Source organism: Orrella marina (assembly GCF_003058465.1).
GTDB lineage: Bacteria > Pseudomonadota > Gammaproteobacteria > Burkholderiales > Burkholderiaceae_B > Algicoccus > Algicoccus marinus.
The window spans coordinates 3,932,451-3,948,080 of sequence record NZ_CP028901.1 but is presented as its reverse complement, the minus strand read 5'-3'; the positions used below and the strand labels follow the sequence as shown (position 1 = coordinate 3,948,080).

The following is a 15,630-nucleotide window of genomic DNA, read 5'->3' as shown; positions in this document are numbered from 1 at the left end:
GAGTGCAGCCAGTCACTCCAACTCAATTCTTTAAACGGAGTCGTTCATGAACCGAAATACATTTAATCGACGAGATTTTCTGAAGCTTTCATCGGCAGGGATCGTATCGATAGGACTACCCGGTAAATTCGCTTTCGCACAGCCGGCAACAATTTCTGCGACAACGTTCCCGGGTGCCTGGGAAACTGCGCACAGGAGCATTCTCGTTCCCGCCTATACCAAAGCGACCGGTGGTTCCACCAACCTGGTCGCGTCGTTGGCGGTCGATACCGTTTCAAAGCTTGTTGCTGCCCGTAATAATCCGCCATATGACGTCATCATTCTGGATGAAGGTCCTTATCTTGCCGCACTGGAACACGACATCTTCGCGACAATCCCGACTGACAAGCTCCCAAATCTCAACGACATTCCAGAGAAATTCATCGACCCACGAGGCACCGGTGTGTTTGTGTCTGGACAGATCATCGGCATTGCCTACAACACAGAGAAACTCAAAGAGCCACCCACCTCCTGGAACGATCTTCTCAAACCCGAGTACAAGGGGCGTGTCGGCCTGGCTGGGATGGGATCCACATTGATGACAGCCTGGATGGTCGAAATGGCGAGACTAAACGGTGGAAGCGAATCAAACATGGAGCCAGCATTCGAGTTTGTGAAGCGGCTTCTACCCAACGTCGGTGCGGTGGCCGCCAACCCTGGCGCACTCGCCAGTTTGTTTCAGCAGGACGAAATTGACATCTCGATCCACTACAACAATAACGTTGGTGACCTACAAAGCAAAGGCGTTCCGGTTGCCCTAGCAAAACCCGATACAGGATGGGTTCACATCAAGAGCACCATGCATATTCCGAAAAACTCGAGAAATGTGGATCTCGCTGCGGCCTACATCAATGAAGCGATTAGCCCGGCAGTTCAGAATCAGATGGCGGCCGCACCATACATGCTCGTTCCCACCAGCACCAAAGCCACATTTAGCCCTGAGCTCGAGATGTACGCCACCAGCATGGAGGATGTCGAGAACATGAACGGTGTTGACTGGGAAACATTGAACCCTAGACGAGCCGAGTATATTCAGCGGTTCAACCGAGAGATCAGTAACTGAACAGGAAATTGTAGGTGAGGGTTCCTGCATGCATCTGGACGAGCACGCGGGAACCCTGTCCAGCCTTCTTCTCTACTTCGACGCGCCGTTGGAATCGACGAGCGTCGCTTAGGTGATTAAACACGATAATTCCAGACGGAAATGAAGTTAAACCTGACTCAGTGCAGGTGAAAGTGGTGTCACTGACTACATTGAGTGGTCATCCCGTTTACTGCGAAGAGACGCGCCGTCAGTTTGAGGGTCAGAAAAAATCCTAGTTTGCCCCTGCTTTGCCTCCATACACCCCTGAAAGCACAAAGGGCTACAGCTTCTATACTGTAACCCTTTGAATTATTTGGTCGGGGCGGTGGGATTCGAACTCACGACCCTCTGCTCCCAAAGCAGATGCGCTACCAGGCTGCGCTACGCCCCGAAGACGTGAATCATAGCAGAAAACAGAAAACTTGCCCGACAGAGCGCGTCACTAATCCCGTATCACCTTGAATTATGCACGACAGCCTCCAACTATGTCGCCAAAATCCAACAATCACCACATGACTTCACAAGAACCTGACCGGCTTATTTATCCTGCAACAAGGTCACGAGCTGGTCCTGCATCACGTGCGGTTCACGCCGACTTCGTACCTTGCTGTAAGTTCCATCACTTTGCTGCACCCAGGCGCGAACGTTGTCACGCAAGGCTAGCGTGAAGGCCTCGTTGATCACGCGCTTCTTCAAAGCAGGGTTGAGGACTGGAAATGCCAGTTCGACTCGTCTGAAGAAGTTTCGGTCCATCCAGTCTGCAGAGGAAAGGTAGACGCGCTCCTTACCTCCCGCGTAGAAATAAAACACTCTGGAGTGCTCCAGAAACCTTCCAATGATCGATCGCACCCGAATGTTCTCGGACAGACCGGGAACCCCGGAGCGCAAGGCACATGCGCCCCGCACAATAAGGTCAATCTTTACACCTGCCTGACTGGCACGATAAAGCTCGGAGATGACCTGAGGTTCGAGCAAAGAGTTCATCTTGGCCTTGATGGACGCACGCTTTCCGGCCCTGGCGGCATCAGCTTCGGCGCGAATCATATCCACAATCGATCCGTGCATGTTGAACGGCGACTGAAGCAGAAGACTCAGCTCGCGTCGCGCCCCGAGACCTGTCAACTGGGCAAACACCTTGTCCATGTCTTCACACATGGCGGGATTCGCAGTCATCAGTCCAAAATCGGTATACAGCCGAGCTGTCCTCGAATGATAGTTACCCGTTCCAAGATGGCCATACCGCTTGATGCCACCCTTCTCTCTTCGCAGCACCAGCAACATCTTGGCATGTGTCTTGTGCCCGACAACACCATATGACACATGCGCACCGACCTCCTCCAGACGCGCCGCCCAGTTGATATTAGTCTGTTCGTCAAACCGGGCCATCAACTCCACAATGACCGTGACCTCTTTGCCGGCCCTGGCTGCTGCGATCAAAAGCTGCATCAACTCTGAGTCCTCACCCGTCCGATAGATCGTCTGCTTGATCGCGACGACATTCGGATCACGCGCGGCGGCTGTCAGCAAATCAATCACTGGCCGGAACGACTGATACGGGTGGTGCAAAAGTTGATCACCCCTGGTCAACAAATCAAAGATCGCGCCGTCCCGGACCGTGAGTCCTGAAAATGCCTTGGGAATGGCCCCGCGACTATCGGGAAAAAGCAAATCAGGTCGATCAACCTCCTGACAAATCTGCATCAGACGCGCAAAGTTTGCCGGGCCTGACACGCGATAGGTATCTTCCTGCTTCAAGCCAAATTCTTCGTGCAACAGTCCCTCAATCTCGGGAGGTGTACCTTGGTCGATCTCGAGTCTGACGGCAGAGCCAAAGTTTCTCTGCGAAAGCTCGCCCTGAAGGGCAAGTCGCAGATTGGTCACTTCTTCTTCATCGACAAACAGATCACTGTTACGGGTGACCCGCCATTGATAGACACCCCGGGAAGTCATACCAGGAAACAACTCACCCGCAAACGCCCGGATCAACGATGTCAACAAAATAAAACCGTGAGGCAATCCGGAGATCTCAGGCGGCATTCTCACCACCCTGGGCAATGCCCGAGGGGCTTGCACGACCGCAACGCTCGCCTTGCGGCCAAAAGCATCTTCACCAGACAACGGCACAAGGAAGTTCAGGCTTTTGTTATAGACCCGAGGAAACGGATGAGCCGGGTCGAGTCCGATTGGCGTGAGCAGTGGCATCATGTCTCGCACAAACAGATCGTGCGCCCACTCCCGCTGGGTTTCATCCCACTCGTGAGCGTGGTGAAGATAAACCCCTTCCTTTCTGAGATTCGGCAAAACTTCTTCGTTGAAAAGCCCGTACAGACGCGCAACCAGCGAGTGCACATCTTTCTGAACCAGATCGAACGCCTGCCCGGCAGTCAACCCGTCGGGCCCCCTCATCGTGGGGTGCAATCGCATCTGCTCCTTGAGGCTCGAGACTCGAATCTCAAAGAACTCATCCAGATTGGAGCCCACGATACACAGGTAACGCAATCGCTCCAGCAAGGGGGTGCCCGGATCATGTGCCATGGCCAGCACCCGCTCGTTGAACTGAAGCAACGAGAGTTCGCGATTGAGGAACTCGACTGAAGTCACTGGCATCTGCGCCATCTTGCGGGCTTGCTGGGAGGCTGTTTTGCGGGAGTTTGAGACCATATTAAAACCATCATTCAATTACATTCCTTTTACCCGAAATCCTGCGACATGGACAGTCAGCATGCGGTGTTCAAGCCACCTCTGCCTGATTCTCACCAAGTGCGCCAGCAGGACGTCATCTGATGCATCTATAATCGGCTCATCTTGAATACCGGGGTTCTTATGGAACACCTTCTGGCCGCCGTAGATATTGGTTCCAACAGTTTCAGGCTATCAATCGGGCGCGTGCACGAAGAGCACGGGGTTCGACAGATTTACCAGATCGACCGCATGAAGGAGACGGTGCGTCTGGCAGCCGGTCTCGACCAGAACAAGATTCTGAGCGAAGACGCCATTCAACGGGCAGTTGCCGTCCTCGAACGATTTGGTGAACGACTGCGCAGCTTTCATCCAGACAGAGTGCGTGCGGTTGCCACCAACACTTTCAGGGTCGCCCGCAACACACCTGAGTTTCTCCCGCGCGCAGAAGCCGCACTCGGATTTCCGATCGAGGTCATTGCGGGGCGCGAGGAAGCGCGACTGATCTATGCAGGCGTGAGTCACACGCTCCCCCTTTCCGACCATCGCAGACTGGTGATTGACATTGGCGGGGGATCTACCGAAGTGGTTATTGGCAAGCATGACGAACCCCTGCTGATGACTTCACTCTACATGGGTTGCGTCAGCTACAGTCGACGTTTCTTTCCGGATGGTTATATTGATGATCAGACCATGCGTATGGCGATCACGGCTGCACGTCGAGAAATAGAGGTCATCACCAAGCCATACCGAAAGCTTGGCTGGCAGCAGAGTTTTGGGTCCTCCGGTACCGCCAAAGCACTGTTTGCAATCCTGACAGAAGGTGGCATGTCCACAGATGGCATCACGCGCGATGGACTCGCCAAACTGCGACAAAAGCTGGTCAAGGCAGGTAAGGTCATTGCGCAGGAACTGCCTGGCATCAAGCTTGAACGCTCGGACGTGCTCCCAGGTGGCCTGGCCATCATGAGTGCGTTCTTTGAAGAGCTCGGTATCGATGACATGAAGACGGGTGACGGAGCCCTCAGGCTCGGCGTACTCGTCGATCTGGCTGGACGCGAAGGTCTCCATGACCGTCGTGACGAAACTGTCAAAGTGTTCATGAAGCGGTATCACGTTGATAGTCGACAAGCTGCAAGGGTGAAACAAACAGCCCTGAGCCTGTTCGACAGTCTGTTCCCTGATCTGCCCGCGCAAAGTGAGCTGCGCCACTGTCTGAGCTGGGCTTGTGATCTGCATGAGGCAGGAATGTCCATCGCCCAGGCGGGTTACCACAAGCATGGCGCCTACATTCTGACCAATGCGGACATGCCAGGATTTTCCAGGGTCGATCAGGGTCTGCTGGCCATGCTTGTGATGGCTCATACCGGCAAACTCTCGAAGGTTCAACCTCAGGTCCGGACCCGCGACCAATGGGTCGCCATCCTCGCACTGCGCCTGGCCGTGCTTTTGTGCCGTAGGCGCGAAGAGTTGAACCGACTCGCCTTATCCGTGAGCGTCAGCAACACATCCATTGTCACCAAAGTCGACAAGACCTGGCTGGATGAGCACCCCTTGACAGATTATTCTCTGCACGGCGAGGAGGACGAATGGGATAAAGTTGGATTTCAGTTTCAACTGATTCCGGTTTGACCACCACACCCTGGCGCCCCACATTCCCGTGGCAAAGCGCGTCACTCGAATCCGAAGTGCTTGCGATAGCGCACACCCATCTGGCTGACTGATAGCAGCATTGGAAAGTCTGCTGTATTGAAATCAGGATCCCAGGCAGGCTGACCACACACCCGCGCACCCAGTTTCAGATAGCCGCTCAGCAGAGCAGGAATAACACCCGGCAAGTCGTCATCAATCTGCTCCACCGGATAGCGATGATGGGGCACAACCACCGGTTCTTCATCTGCACCACCAAGATGTTCACGAACACTGCGCCAGACTTGTGCAGCACTGACACCGTCATCTCGCAAACTCACGCTCGCACACCCAAAAACGTGCTCGTAACGTCCCTGTTTCAGAATTTCCGCCAGCCCGGACCAGAGCATCATCAACACCGCGCCATTTCGATACTGCTCATGGATGCAGGCACGGCCGAACTCGACTAGGTGGCCCTTTACGATGCCAAGTCCAGACAGGTCAAACTCCTGCTCGCTGTAGTAACCACCCGCACGTTTGGCTTGATGGGGCGTCAAGATCCGGTACGTCCCCACAACCTCATCTGATAACAAGTCCTTCACCATCAAATGGTCGCACCACACGTCAAACGTGTCCCTGTCGAGACCGGATTGATTCAACGACGCCCCATACTCTGAAGAAAAGACGTTATATCTCAACCGTCCGATCGCATCGAGCTCACGGTCAGACTGGGCCAGACCTACCACCAGATCACCAGGCCGCTCCCCTCCGTGGCGTTTGCGTTGCGCTGCAGAAGGCAGGGTAAAGATGCTGGCACGACTGTTTACAAGTTCAAGCATACGGTCCTCACTCGTTCAATGAACGAAGTGTGGACGATGCTCGTGTCACCCTCTTTACAAAGCCGTTACATCTCCATGACAGTCAACTGCCTGATACGGCTTGTGCAACATCCGGGAGAAATACCCGTCCGCCAACGCGATGTCAGCAAACAGACAAAAGGTTACGCCAGACTGTCCGCGAGTTCCCGCGCACAGCGATGGGCCATTCCATCATCAACGGCTTCGACCATCAGACGCAACTTGGGCTCCGTACCCGAGGCCCTGATCAGCACTCTTCCATTAGCACCGAGACGCTGTTCTACATCAGCCGTTGCCTGCCTCAAGCCTGCGTGGGACTTCCAGTCCAGCCCTGGCTGAATCGGAACATTGATCAAAACCTGGGGCAACATGGTGAGATCAGATACCCAGTCCGACAGATCTGACTGATAGCGGCATAACGCTGCAAGCACCTGCAAACTGGCAATGATTCCATCGCCAGTGGAGTGCGCATCCAGACACAGCAGGTGACCAGAACTTTCTCCACCGTACAACCAACCACGCTCGCCAAGCTTCTCCATCACATAGCGATCGCCAACGGCCGCACGCTCAAACGGGATGTCCATGGTTTTAAGGGAAAGTTCCAGACCGAGGTTGCTCATGAGTGTGCCAACCACACCCGCCACCGGCTGTCGCATGGCCCGCTCTCTGACCATTGCAAAGAGCAGTTCGTCGCCGTTATATACACGGCCGGAAGCGTCCACCATCTGAACCCGGTCTGCATCGCCATCAAGCGCAATACCGTAGTGGGCCCCTTTTTCTCGTACTTCCTTTACCAGCCTTTCCGGGTGCATGGCACCAACATCGCGATTGATATTGAATCCATCCGGTTCGACTCCGATGGCATGCACGGATGCACCCAGCTCTTCGAATACGTGTGGGGCAATATGGTAGGCGGCTCCATGAGCAGCATCCACAACCAGCTTGAGTCCATTCAAATCAAGATCGGACCCAAAAGTACCTTTACAAAACTCGATATACCGTCCGGATGCATCAGGAATACGGCGTGCCCGTCCCAGCTTATCGGACGATACGCACTGCATCGGCTCCTCAAGCGCAGCCTCGATACTGAGTTCGAATGAATCTGGCAGTTTGGTTCCTTTTGAAGAAAAGAACTTGATGCCATTGTCCTGGTAGGGATTATGCGATGCACTGATCACGACACCTGCGGACAAGCGCCATGCGCGAGTCAGGTAGGCGACAGCTGGCGTGGGAATCGGGCCAGCAAGCAACACATCGACGCCCGCCGAGGCAAACCCGGCCTCCAGGGAGGATTCAAGCATGTACCCGCTTATTCGGGTGTCCTTGCCGATCAGTACCGCTGGTCTGCCTTCGCCCTTGTAAGAACGACAAAGCACCTTTCCCGCCGCGTAACCCAGGCGAAGCGCAAACTGCGGATTGATCACGTCGCTGCCAACTGTGCCTCGCACCCCGTCCGTCCCAAAATACTTTCGACTCATCTCGTTTCCCCGATACCCTTCTCAATCGCTTCCCATACCCTGATCGCATCAATCGTCTGTTGCACGTCGTGCACCCGGATAATCTGCGCACCTCTGGCAACTGCAGCAAGCGCAGCAGCCAGGCTACCCGCCAGTCGCTGATCGACCGGACGCCCCGTCACTGCCCCAATCATGGACTTTCTCGACACCCCGATCAACACCGGATACCCCAGATCCACCAGTTGTTCCAGATCTCGCATCAGGTCGTAATTGTGCGCGACTGATTTTCCGAACCCAAACCCTGGATCCAGTGAAATGCGATCACTTGCAATGCCGAGCGACTCCAGCGCACGTGCAGAATCCTGCAAGGAACGAACCACATCCCGGGTCACATCATCGTAATGTGGTGATTGTTGCATAGTACGAGGCTCGCCCTGCATGTGCATCACGCACACGCCACACCGGGGATGAGCTGCAACGATCTCCCGCGCAGACGCTTGCCTGAAGCCGGAAATGTCGTTAATGATGTCTGCGCCTGCTTCGAGCACCGCGCGCATGACCGCCGGCTTGCAGGTGTCAACTGAAATGGGAATGTTCGAATCTCGCAGAGCCTCCACAACGGGGAGTACGCGAGCAAGCTCTTGCTCGACCGATACGGGTTGCGCACCGGGTCGGGTCGACTCACCGCCGATGTCGATGATGTCCGCACCCTGCTCGATCAAATTGAGCGCATGCTCAATGGCTGCCTCGACAGCACCGTGCTGTCCACCATCAGAAAAAGAATCGGGGGTGACATTGAGCACCCCCATCACGACCACCCGATCCAGTTCAAGATCGAAGCGGCCACATCGCCAGACAATACGACTCATGCAGTGTGTTCCGGTCAGACAGCCTCGGCAGGATTCTCACCGCTTGAAGGCTTGGGAGCCGGTGGAGGCACATTGCTGGATGAGTCCACGGTCTGAGCCGGCTCTTTGGGCGGTCTCGGAGGACGGCCTTCCATGATGTCGCCGATCTGGTCGGAGTCAATGGTTTCCCATTCGAGCAACGCCTTGGCCATCGCTTCCACCTTTTCGCGATTCTCTTCGAGAATCCGACGGGCCACGTTGTACTGTTCGTCAATAATCCGGCGAATCTCAGCATCCACTTTTTGCATGGTTGCCTCAGAAACGTGAGTCGTCTTGGTCACGCTGCGACCCAGAAAGACTTCTCCTTCATTCTCGGCATACACCATTGGACCGAGCTCTTCGGTCATACCGTATCGAGTCACAATGTCACGGGCGATTGCCGTCGCACGCTCAAAGTCGTTCGATGCACCAGTTGTCATCTGGTTCATGAAGATTTCTTCTGCAATCCTGCCACCAAAAAGCACTGCGATCATGGAGAGCAGACGGATCTTGTCCATGCTGTAACGATCCGATTCAGGCAATTGCATAGTCACGCCTAACGCCCGTCCGCGAGGAATAATGGTGACCTTGTGTACCGGATCTGTCTTGGGCATCAGATGCGCAACAATGGCATGCCCCGACTCGTGGTAGGCAGTGTTACGACGCTCCTCTTCAGGCATAACGATCGAGCGACGTTCAGCGCCCATGATGATCTTGTCTTTGGCGCGTTCGAAGTCCGACATATCAACCAGACGACCGCTTCGACGGGCAGCAAACAACGCTGCCTCATTGACCAGGTTTGCCAGATCGGCACCCGAGAAACCGGGTGTTCCTCGCGCGAGCACCATCGCTTCCACGTTCTGAGCGATCGGAACCTTGCGCATATGAACCTTGAGAATTTGCTCGCGACCACGGATATCTGGCAGCGGCACCACCACCTGACGGTCAAAACGACCTGGACGCAACAAAGCAGGGTCAAGCACATCGGGACGGTTGGTTGCAGCGATCACAATCACGCCCTGACCTGATTCGAAGCCGTCCATCTCGACCAGCATCTGGTTCAGTGTCTGTTCACGCTCATCGTTACCGCCACCGAGTCCGGCTCCACGCTGACGACCCACCGCATCGATTTCGTCAATAAAAATGATGCAAGGCGCGTGCTTCTTGGCGTTTTCGAACATGTCGCGTACGCGAGCAGCACCCACGCCAACAAACATCTCGACAAAATCTGAACCCGAGATACTAAAGAACGGCACCTTTGCCTCGCCAGCGATGGCTTTAGCCAGCAGCGTCTTACCCGTACCCGGAGAGCCAACCATCAGCACACCACGCGGAATGTGGCCACCGAGCTTCTGGAATTTGGTCGGATCGCGCAAGAAATCAACCAGTTCCTGGACGTCTTCCTTGGCCTCATCGCAACCGGCCACGTCAGCAAAAGTGATCGAATTCGTGCTTTCGTCAAGCATGCGGGCACGCGACTTTCCGAAGCTGAAAGCACCGCCTTTACCGCCACCCTGCATCTGCCGCATGAAAAAGATCCACACCGCAATCAGCAGCAACATGGGGAACCAGGACACAAAGATGCTCATCAGTAAAGATGGTTCTTCACGCGCCGAACCCGAAACCTGTACGCCCGCTTTCATCAGATCCGACACCATCCACAGGTCACCCGGAGAGGTAATCGTGTAAGGCGCACCGCTCTCGGGAGTGACATGCAGCACATCTCCCTGAACGTCAACCTTGCGGATCATGCCCGACTGGGCATCCTGCATAAACTGGGTGTAACTCACTGTCTGCTGAGCTGCCGGGCGCCCATCGAACTGCTTGAAGACGGTGAAAAGCACAAGCGCTATCACCATCCACACGGCTATTTTTGAGAACGAATTGTTCACGTTCCTATCTCCTGCTCAACACGCCCAGCCTGACGCCAAATGGCCAGGAATTTTCAAGTCTAACTTTTTGATACTTCATTCTACCCGCTTTGGCAAGATTAATTGCCGATCAACCATCTCGTCGGCCCAACTAAACCGGACCGACACCATCTTTCAAACCTCTCGCCACGATGAACGTCTCGGACGATTTATCCCGGGACGCCTTGGGCTTGCGTTCGACCACACGCTTGAAACGACGCTTGAGATCTTCGACTGTCTGAGAGAATCCGCTTCCATGAAACGCTTTCATGATCAGCGCACCATCGGACTTCAAATGTGAGACAGCGAAATCAGCTGCCAGTTCGCATACATGCTGAATTCTTGCCGAGTCTGCACTGGCCACCCCCGTCAAGTTGGGGGCCATATCGGAAATAACAAGGTCAACCTGTCGCTCACCCACTTCTCTGGCTAGCTGCTCAAGCACCTCGTCCTCGCGAAAATCACCTTGAATGAACTGCACACCCGGAACAGGCTCCATCGGCAGAATATCCAGTGCGATGATCGCGCCGCGAATCTGGTCGCCCTTCCCTGACAGGCGCTCGCGTGCGACCTGGGACCAGCTGCCGGGTGTCGAACCCAGATCCACCACCAGGTCCCCCGGACGCATCAGCTTTTCCTGATCCAGGATCTCAAGCAACTTGAATGCAGCACGTGCCCGATAGCCTTTCTGTTGCGCCATCTTGACATAAGGATCATTGATATGCTGCATGACCCATTCTTTTGAGAACTTTTTCTTTGCCATCCCTTACAATTCATCCATGAATATCACCACGCTAACAAGCCGGGCACGACGAGAACTCCGTGCTGCTGCCCACCCTCTTCGCCCTGTTGTCCTGATCGGCGATCAGGGACTGACCTTACCCGTTCTCAAGGAAATCGATCTCGCGCTAAAGGCACACGAGCTCATCAAGATTCGCGCGTCCGGTCAGGAACGCGACGAGCGTGAAGAAATGCTTGCCAGGATCTGCGCCGAGCTCGCATGTGAAGCCGTTCACCATCTTGGCAAAACGCTAATCGTATACCGAGTTGGACCGCAGCAACGCTACGCAGTAGAGGCAGGTGAACCGGCCAGGGCCGAGAAACGCAAAAAAGAAGGTCCGCACACACCCAAGAAACTGGCAGCACAAGGCATTGTTCTCAAAAAAACAGCAGCCGGAAGACGTCCTCGCAAGACGCAGGAAGCAGAAGAAGTCCGGGTTTTTTCTTCTGAAAGAACCCCGCGGCCAACTAGTCGTGTCGGCCGTAGCGTAAAAAAGACCGCCTCAAGGACGATCCGTAAAAGTGCGCTAAGCCTTCGATCCGGCGCTAGACGCAGGGGCTGAGACAGTTCACTGCCAGCACTGACGAGGCCTTCGCTCCGTTTGCGTTGCCCTCATGACATTCGTCAGAGCTCAGAGATTTCCTCTCTGAGCTCACTTTCAAGCATCCCCATGAAACGCAGATGAACTGATCACTTATAGCTCAGGCCGACGATCTCGTACTCTTTCACTCCAGAAGGCGTTTGAACCTCTGCAACGTCACCCGCCCTGCGACCGATCAGTGCCCTGGCAACTGGACTCGAGACAGAAATCATGTTCTTTCGAATATCAGCCTCAAGGTCACCCACGATCTGATAGGTCACTCTGACCTCGGTATCAAGGTCTTCGATTTCGACCGTAGCACCAAACACAACGGCTCCATCCGCATTGAGCTCCGATGGCTCGATGATCTGGGCATTGGATAAAGCCCCCTCGAGCTCACTGATCCGCGCCTCCACAAAGCCTTGACGCTCCCGGGCCGCATCGTATTCCGCGTTCTCCGACAGATCGCCCTGGGCCCGAGCCTCGGCGATCGCATCGATCACGGCTGGACGCTCCACATGCTTCAAACGATGTAGTTCTTCACGCAAACGTTCCGCACCGCTGGCGGTAATAGGTATGGCTGACATGGCAAAAAATCCTAAAAACCAAATCCTGAAATCCAAAACAAAACCCCGGTCGTCAAAATGAACCGGGGCCAACTAATTGAGTTGAACTTTCAGACAATTAATGCAATCGAACGGTGAACCGGTCCTGACGTGCATTTAACTGCCAGTCGTCCAGCATCAAATCTCGCGTATGTAGAATCGCACACGACAATCGAGTGACTCTATTGTGGTCAAAACTGCGACAAATAGCAAGTCCGTCCAGTGGCGACCCGTTTCCGGCGTCAAACACTCAGGGCTTGCCGGTTTCAAGTCATCGCTCGCTGCTGGTGGACGAGATGAATATTTCGGATGACCCGTATAAAAATCTGTGCAGACCTGTTTCAGATGGAGACTGCCCACAGGCCTGGAGCGCCAGGTCCATCGTTAGCCGCAAAGCATCAACACCGCCTGGGCGCCGCACCATGCGACAGCACGCACTGACCAGCCTCCTGTGAGGCAAACTGTCACGCCGTGGATCACGAAAGCGCTTGCGCTTCATCAAGAGAAGCCAAGCACATCCAGCTGGGTTTGCCTTTTATTGGGCGATGATACGGGTCACAGGCTTAACAGTGTCGAGCAAATGCATTTGCACCCCGAATGGCGCAATTCACAGAGCACTGACCGCCCCGAGTCTGTGAACGCAAGCATGCTACGTCTTTTACCAGGAAATATGTTTATGCCTGTGATGAGTTGTTCCACAAAACGTTTAGCGATCGCTGAAATACAATTCAGGACATATCAACATTTGCCGACCGGTTCATTGAGAACAGACTCCGGTCACACGGCCCTTGATTTATAAAAATTTTCAAACTCTTGAAGCCCCTCTTTACGGGGATCAGACATGGATAACCAATGAGCGCTTTTAATCACGAGAAGGTTTTGACCGTCCATCACTGGACTGACAAGCTGTTTTCTTTTACAACTACTCGCGACGCTTCACTGCGATTCAGCAACGGCCATTTCACAATGATAGGCCTTCAGGTCAATGGCAAGCCGCTTCTGAGAGCGTACAGTATTGTCAGTGCAAATTACGAAGAACATCTCGAGTTTCTGAGCATCAAGGTTCAGGATGGTCCGCTGACCTCACGTCTGCAGCACATTCAGCCCGGAGACGAAATCATCGTCGGTCGCAAGCCAACTGGAACGCTCCTGATCGATTACCTGCTTCCAGGCAAACGGCTGTACCTGCTGAGTTCGGGAACCGGTCTGGCACCCTTTCTGAGCATCATCCGTGATCCGGCCACTTTTGAGAAGTACGAACAGGTTGTACTGGTGCACAGCGTTCGCGAAGTTGCTGAACTGGCCTATCATCAGTACCTGACAGAAGAGCTACCACAGCACGAGTTGCTGGGAGAAATGATTCAGGAACACCTGCTGTATTATCCGACCGTCACCCGGGAACCATTTCACAATCAGGGACGGATCACTGACCTGATCGAAAACGGCAAGCTGTTCCAGGACCTCGGGATCCCGGCGTTTGACCCCGAGATCGATCGAGCCATGATTTGCGGCAGCCCGGCAATGCTGCGTGACTTGAAAGAGATGCTCGAGCAACGCGGGTTCAAGGAAGGCAACACGTCCAGGCCGGGTGACTTCGTGATTGAACGCGCTTTCGTTGAACAATAGACGCCTATGGGACGCACAGCCAGCACAGTGAACAACCCTTCCTCCTCTGCGAGCGAGAAGGTGTCCACTCGCGACCGAATACTACAGGCCGCAGTCGACGTATTCGCCAAGTATGGCTTGGCGGGCGGCAGTGTTGACAAGATATCCAAAGCGGCCAACTCCCATGACAGGATGATCTACTACTATTTCGGTAACAAGGAAGGCCTGTTTGTTGCTGTTCTCGAAGAGATCTATCGCAGGTTCAACGTGGCAGAGTGTCAGATCGAGATCATTCCGGATGATCCCCTGGCCAGCCTGAAGCGCATGATCCACTTCATCATTCACTATTTCCGGGATCACCCTGAATTTGTGACTATTCTTAACAGTGAGAACTTGCAACGCGGGAAGCACGTCAGCAAGGCACGGTCCACACAGCGGTATTCGATCATCGCAGTCGGTGCGATCGATACCGTCATCCGGCAGGGCCAGCAACAAGGGCTGTTTCGACCAGAGATCAGGGCGCGCGATGTGTACCTGATGATTTCCTCGCTTGGCTACTTTTACCAGTCAAACCGGTTCACGCTATCCGAGTTTCTCGGCGAACGACTCGAAGCAGACAGTGCCTTTGCTCAGTGGGAGGATTTTGTGACCGACGCGGTCTTGCGCACTGTGCTAAAAAAAGAAACTTGACCTACCAGCATCCTGTCACAGTCCTTCCGGAAGCATGACCGGAAGGACACACCACCAACAGTTTCCATTTTTCGACTCAATTAACAGGAGTTGAGAAGAAATGGTCGCATTAAAGCTACAATATCGATATGACTGAAATTCTGATCATCCGGCACGGCGAGACACCCTGGAACGTGGAGCGACGCGTACAAGGCTGGCATGACGTGGCGTTAAACGACAACGGACGTGCCCAGGCTACAGCGCTTGGCCGCCACCTTGCACACTTGCAACAGAAGCAAGAGCATGTTCTTGATGCGCTTTACAGTAGCGACCTGACACGTGCGCGAGAGACGGCCGTCTTGCTCGACGAAGCTCTCGGCATTGGCATGGCCCTTGTTCAAGGCGTGAGGGAGCGACGCTACGGGGTACTGGAAGGCCTGCCGTTTGACCGTCTGCACGATCACAACCCGGATGCTGCAAAGATCTGGGCGTCACGGGATCCCGACGGCATGATCGAAGGCGCAGAAACGCTGCGGGAATTTCAAGACCGGGTAGTGACTTCGCTCAATGATCTTGCCAGGAAGCACATCAATCAGAGAATTGCGGTTGTGACACACGGCGGCGCAATGGACATCATCTGGAGACAGGCTAGTGGCATTTCACTGCAGGATCCGCAGCGCGCCAAGTTGTTGAACGCCAGTATCAACCGGATTAGCATTGAAAACGATCAATGGCAGGTGATACAGTGGGGCGACGTCGGTCACCTGTCCCAGCAGTCTGGCCACGACGTCACAGTCTGACCTGACGGAAGTTCCTGCGATCTCTGGCAACCATAGCAAGACGCTCGT

13 protein-coding genes and 1 tRNA gene are annotated in these 15,630 nt (G+C 54.4%); 6 read left to right on the top strand and 8 right to left on the bottom strand.

Annotated elements, in window-relative coordinates; all coding sequences use genetic code 11:
• Window positions 1–46: 46 nt before the first annotated feature.
• Window positions 47–1,102 carry an ABC transporter substrate-binding protein gene (locus DBV39_RS17995; RefSeq protein ID WP_108622769.1) on the top strand — a complete coding sequence of 352 codons (1,056 nt, stop codon included), beginning with the start codon at window positions 47–49 and terminating at the stop codon, window positions 1,100–1,102.
• Window positions 1,103–1,437: 335 nt separating this feature from the next.
• On the opposite strand, the gene DBV39_RS17990 is transcribed toward DBV39_RS17995, so the two are convergent.
• Window positions 1,438–1,514 (bottom strand) — tRNA-Pro (locus DBV39_RS17990).
• 146 nt (window positions 1,515–1,660) lie between these two features.
• Complete coding sequence (gene ppk1 / locus DBV39_RS17985) at window positions 1,661–3,730, bottom strand: polyphosphate kinase 1 (RefSeq protein ID WP_265416069.1); 2,070 nt, start codon at window positions 3,728–3,730, stop codon at window positions 1,661–1,663.
• A gap of 216 nt (window positions 3,731–3,946) precedes the next feature.
• Here ppk1 and ppx point away from each other — a divergent pair, with 216 nt between their 5' ends.
• Entirely contained in the window at window positions 3,947–5,434 is a 1,488-nt protein-coding gene (gene ppx / locus DBV39_RS17980) for an exopolyphosphatase (protein ID WP_108622765.1), read from the top strand.
• A 41-nt stretch (window positions 5,435–5,475) separates the two neighbouring features.
• On the opposite strand, the gene DBV39_RS17975 is transcribed toward ppx, so the two are convergent.
• The 5 genes from DBV39_RS17975 to DBV39_RS17955 form a co-directional block, all read right to left on the bottom strand.
• Window positions 5,476–6,270, bottom strand: a complete 795-nt coding sequence (locus tag DBV39_RS17975) for a GNAT family N-acetyltransferase (RefSeq protein WP_108622763.1) — start codon at window positions 6,268–6,270, stop codon at window positions 5,476–5,478.
• A gap of 161 nt (window positions 6,271–6,431) precedes the next feature.
• The gene (gene glmM / locus DBV39_RS17970) at window positions 6,432–7,766 is read right to left on the bottom strand and encodes a phosphoglucosamine mutase (protein ID WP_108622762.1); all 1,335 of its coding nucleotides are present in this window, start codon (window positions 7,764–7,766) and stop codon (window positions 6,432–6,434) included.
• Window positions 7,763–8,614 (bottom strand): dihydropteroate synthase, encoded by an 852-nt coding sequence (gene folP / locus DBV39_RS17965; RefSeq protein WP_108622760.1) that lies wholly within the window; start codon window positions 8,612–8,614, stop codon window positions 7,763–7,765. Before folP ends, glmM begins: the two co-directional genes overlap by 4 nt.
• A gap of 14 nt (window positions 8,615–8,628) precedes the next feature.
• The gene (gene ftsH, locus DBV39_RS17960; RefSeq protein WP_108622759.1) at window positions 8,629–10,524 is read right to left on the bottom strand and encodes an ATP-dependent zinc metalloprotease FtsH; all 1,896 of its coding nucleotides are present in this window, start codon (window positions 10,522–10,524) and stop codon (window positions 8,629–8,631) included.
• A 130-nt stretch (window positions 10,525–10,654) separates the two neighbouring features.
• Window positions 10,655–11,305, bottom strand: coding sequence for an RlmE family RNA methyltransferase (locus DBV39_RS17955; protein ID WP_108622758.1), 651 nt, complete (start codon window positions 11,303–11,305; stop codon window positions 10,655–10,657).
• Between the two features lie 16 nt (window positions 11,306–11,321).
• On the opposite strand from DBV39_RS17955, the gene DBV39_RS17950 reads away from it, so the two are divergent.
• Window positions 11,322–11,885: a YhbY family RNA-binding protein gene (locus DBV39_RS17950; protein ID WP_108623372.1), complete on the top strand. Its 564-nt coding sequence runs from the start codon at window positions 11,322–11,324 to the stop codon at window positions 11,883–11,885.
• Window positions 11,886–12,013: 128 nt separating this feature from the next.
• On the opposite strand, the gene greA is transcribed toward DBV39_RS17950, so the two are convergent.
• Window positions 12,014–12,490 (bottom strand): transcription elongation factor GreA, encoded by a 477-nt coding sequence (gene greA, locus DBV39_RS17945; RefSeq protein ID WP_108622757.1) that lies wholly within the window; start codon window positions 12,488–12,490, stop codon window positions 12,014–12,016.
• Between the two features lie 870 nt (window positions 12,491–13,360).
• Here greA and DBV39_RS17940 point away from each other — a divergent pair.
• The 3 genes from DBV39_RS17940 (at window position 13,361) to DBV39_RS17930 (ending at window position 15,582) form a co-directional block, all read left to right on the top strand.
• The gene (locus DBV39_RS17940) at window positions 13,361–14,134 is read left to right on the top strand and encodes a ferredoxin--NADP reductase (protein WP_108622755.1); all 774 of its coding nucleotides are present in this window, start codon (window positions 13,361–13,363) and stop codon (window positions 14,132–14,134) included.
• A gap of 6 nt (window positions 14,135–14,140) precedes the next feature.
• On the top strand, window positions 14,141–14,803 hold the full coding sequence (locus tag DBV39_RS17935) for a TetR family transcriptional regulator (RefSeq protein ID WP_108622753.1): 663 nt from the start codon (window positions 14,141–14,143) through the stop codon (window positions 14,801–14,803).
• 128 nt (window positions 14,804–14,931) lie between these two features.
• Window positions 14,932–15,582: a histidine phosphatase family protein gene (locus tag DBV39_RS17930; protein WP_108622750.1), complete on the top strand. Its 651-nt coding sequence runs from the start codon at window positions 14,932–14,934 to the stop codon at window positions 15,580–15,582.
• Window positions 15,583–15,630 lie beyond the last annotated feature (48 nt).

Coding starts and splice junctions, on each gene's coding strand:
- DBV39_RS17995 (WP_108622769.1), top strand. CDS start 47: ATGAACCGAAATACATTTAATCGACGAGATTTTCTGAAGCTTTCATCG.
- ppk1 (WP_265416069.1), bottom strand. CDS start 3,730: ATGCCAGTGACTTCAGTCGAGTTCCTCAATCGCGAACTCTCGTTGCTT.
- ppx (WP_108622765.1), top strand. CDS start 3,947: ATGGAACACCTTCTGGCCGCCGTAGATATTGGTTCCAACAGTTTCAGG.
- DBV39_RS17975 (WP_108622763.1), bottom strand. CDS start 6,270: ATGCTTGAACTTGTAAACAGTCGTGCCAGCATCTTTACCCTGCCTTCT.
- glmM (WP_108622762.1), bottom strand. CDS start 7,766: ATGAGTCGAAAGTATTTTGGGACGGACGGGGTGCGAGGCACAGTTGGC.
- folP (WP_108622760.1), bottom strand. CDS start 8,614: ATGAGTCGTATTGTCTGGCGATGTGGCCGCTTCGATCTTGAACTGGAT.
- DBV39_RS17955 (WP_108622758.1), bottom strand. CDS start 11,305: ATGGCAAAGAAAAAGTTCTCAAAAGAATGGGTCATGCAGCATATCAAT.
- DBV39_RS17950 (WP_108623372.1), top strand. CDS start 11,322: ATGAATATCACCACGCTAACAAGCCGGGCACGACGAGAACTCCGTGCT.
- greA (WP_108622757.1), bottom strand. CDS start 12,490: ATGTCAGCCATACCTATTACCGCCAGCGGTGCGGAACGTTTGCGTGAA.
- DBV39_RS17940 (WP_108622755.1), top strand. CDS start 13,361: ATGAGCGCTTTTAATCACGAGAAGGTTTTGACCGTCCATCACTGGACT.
- DBV39_RS17935 (WP_108622753.1), top strand. CDS start 14,141: ATGGGACGCACAGCCAGCACAGTGAACAACCCTTCCTCCTCTGCGAGC.
- DBV39_RS17930 (WP_108622750.1), top strand. CDS start 14,932: ATGACTGAAATTCTGATCATCCGGCACGGCGAGACACCCTGGAACGTG.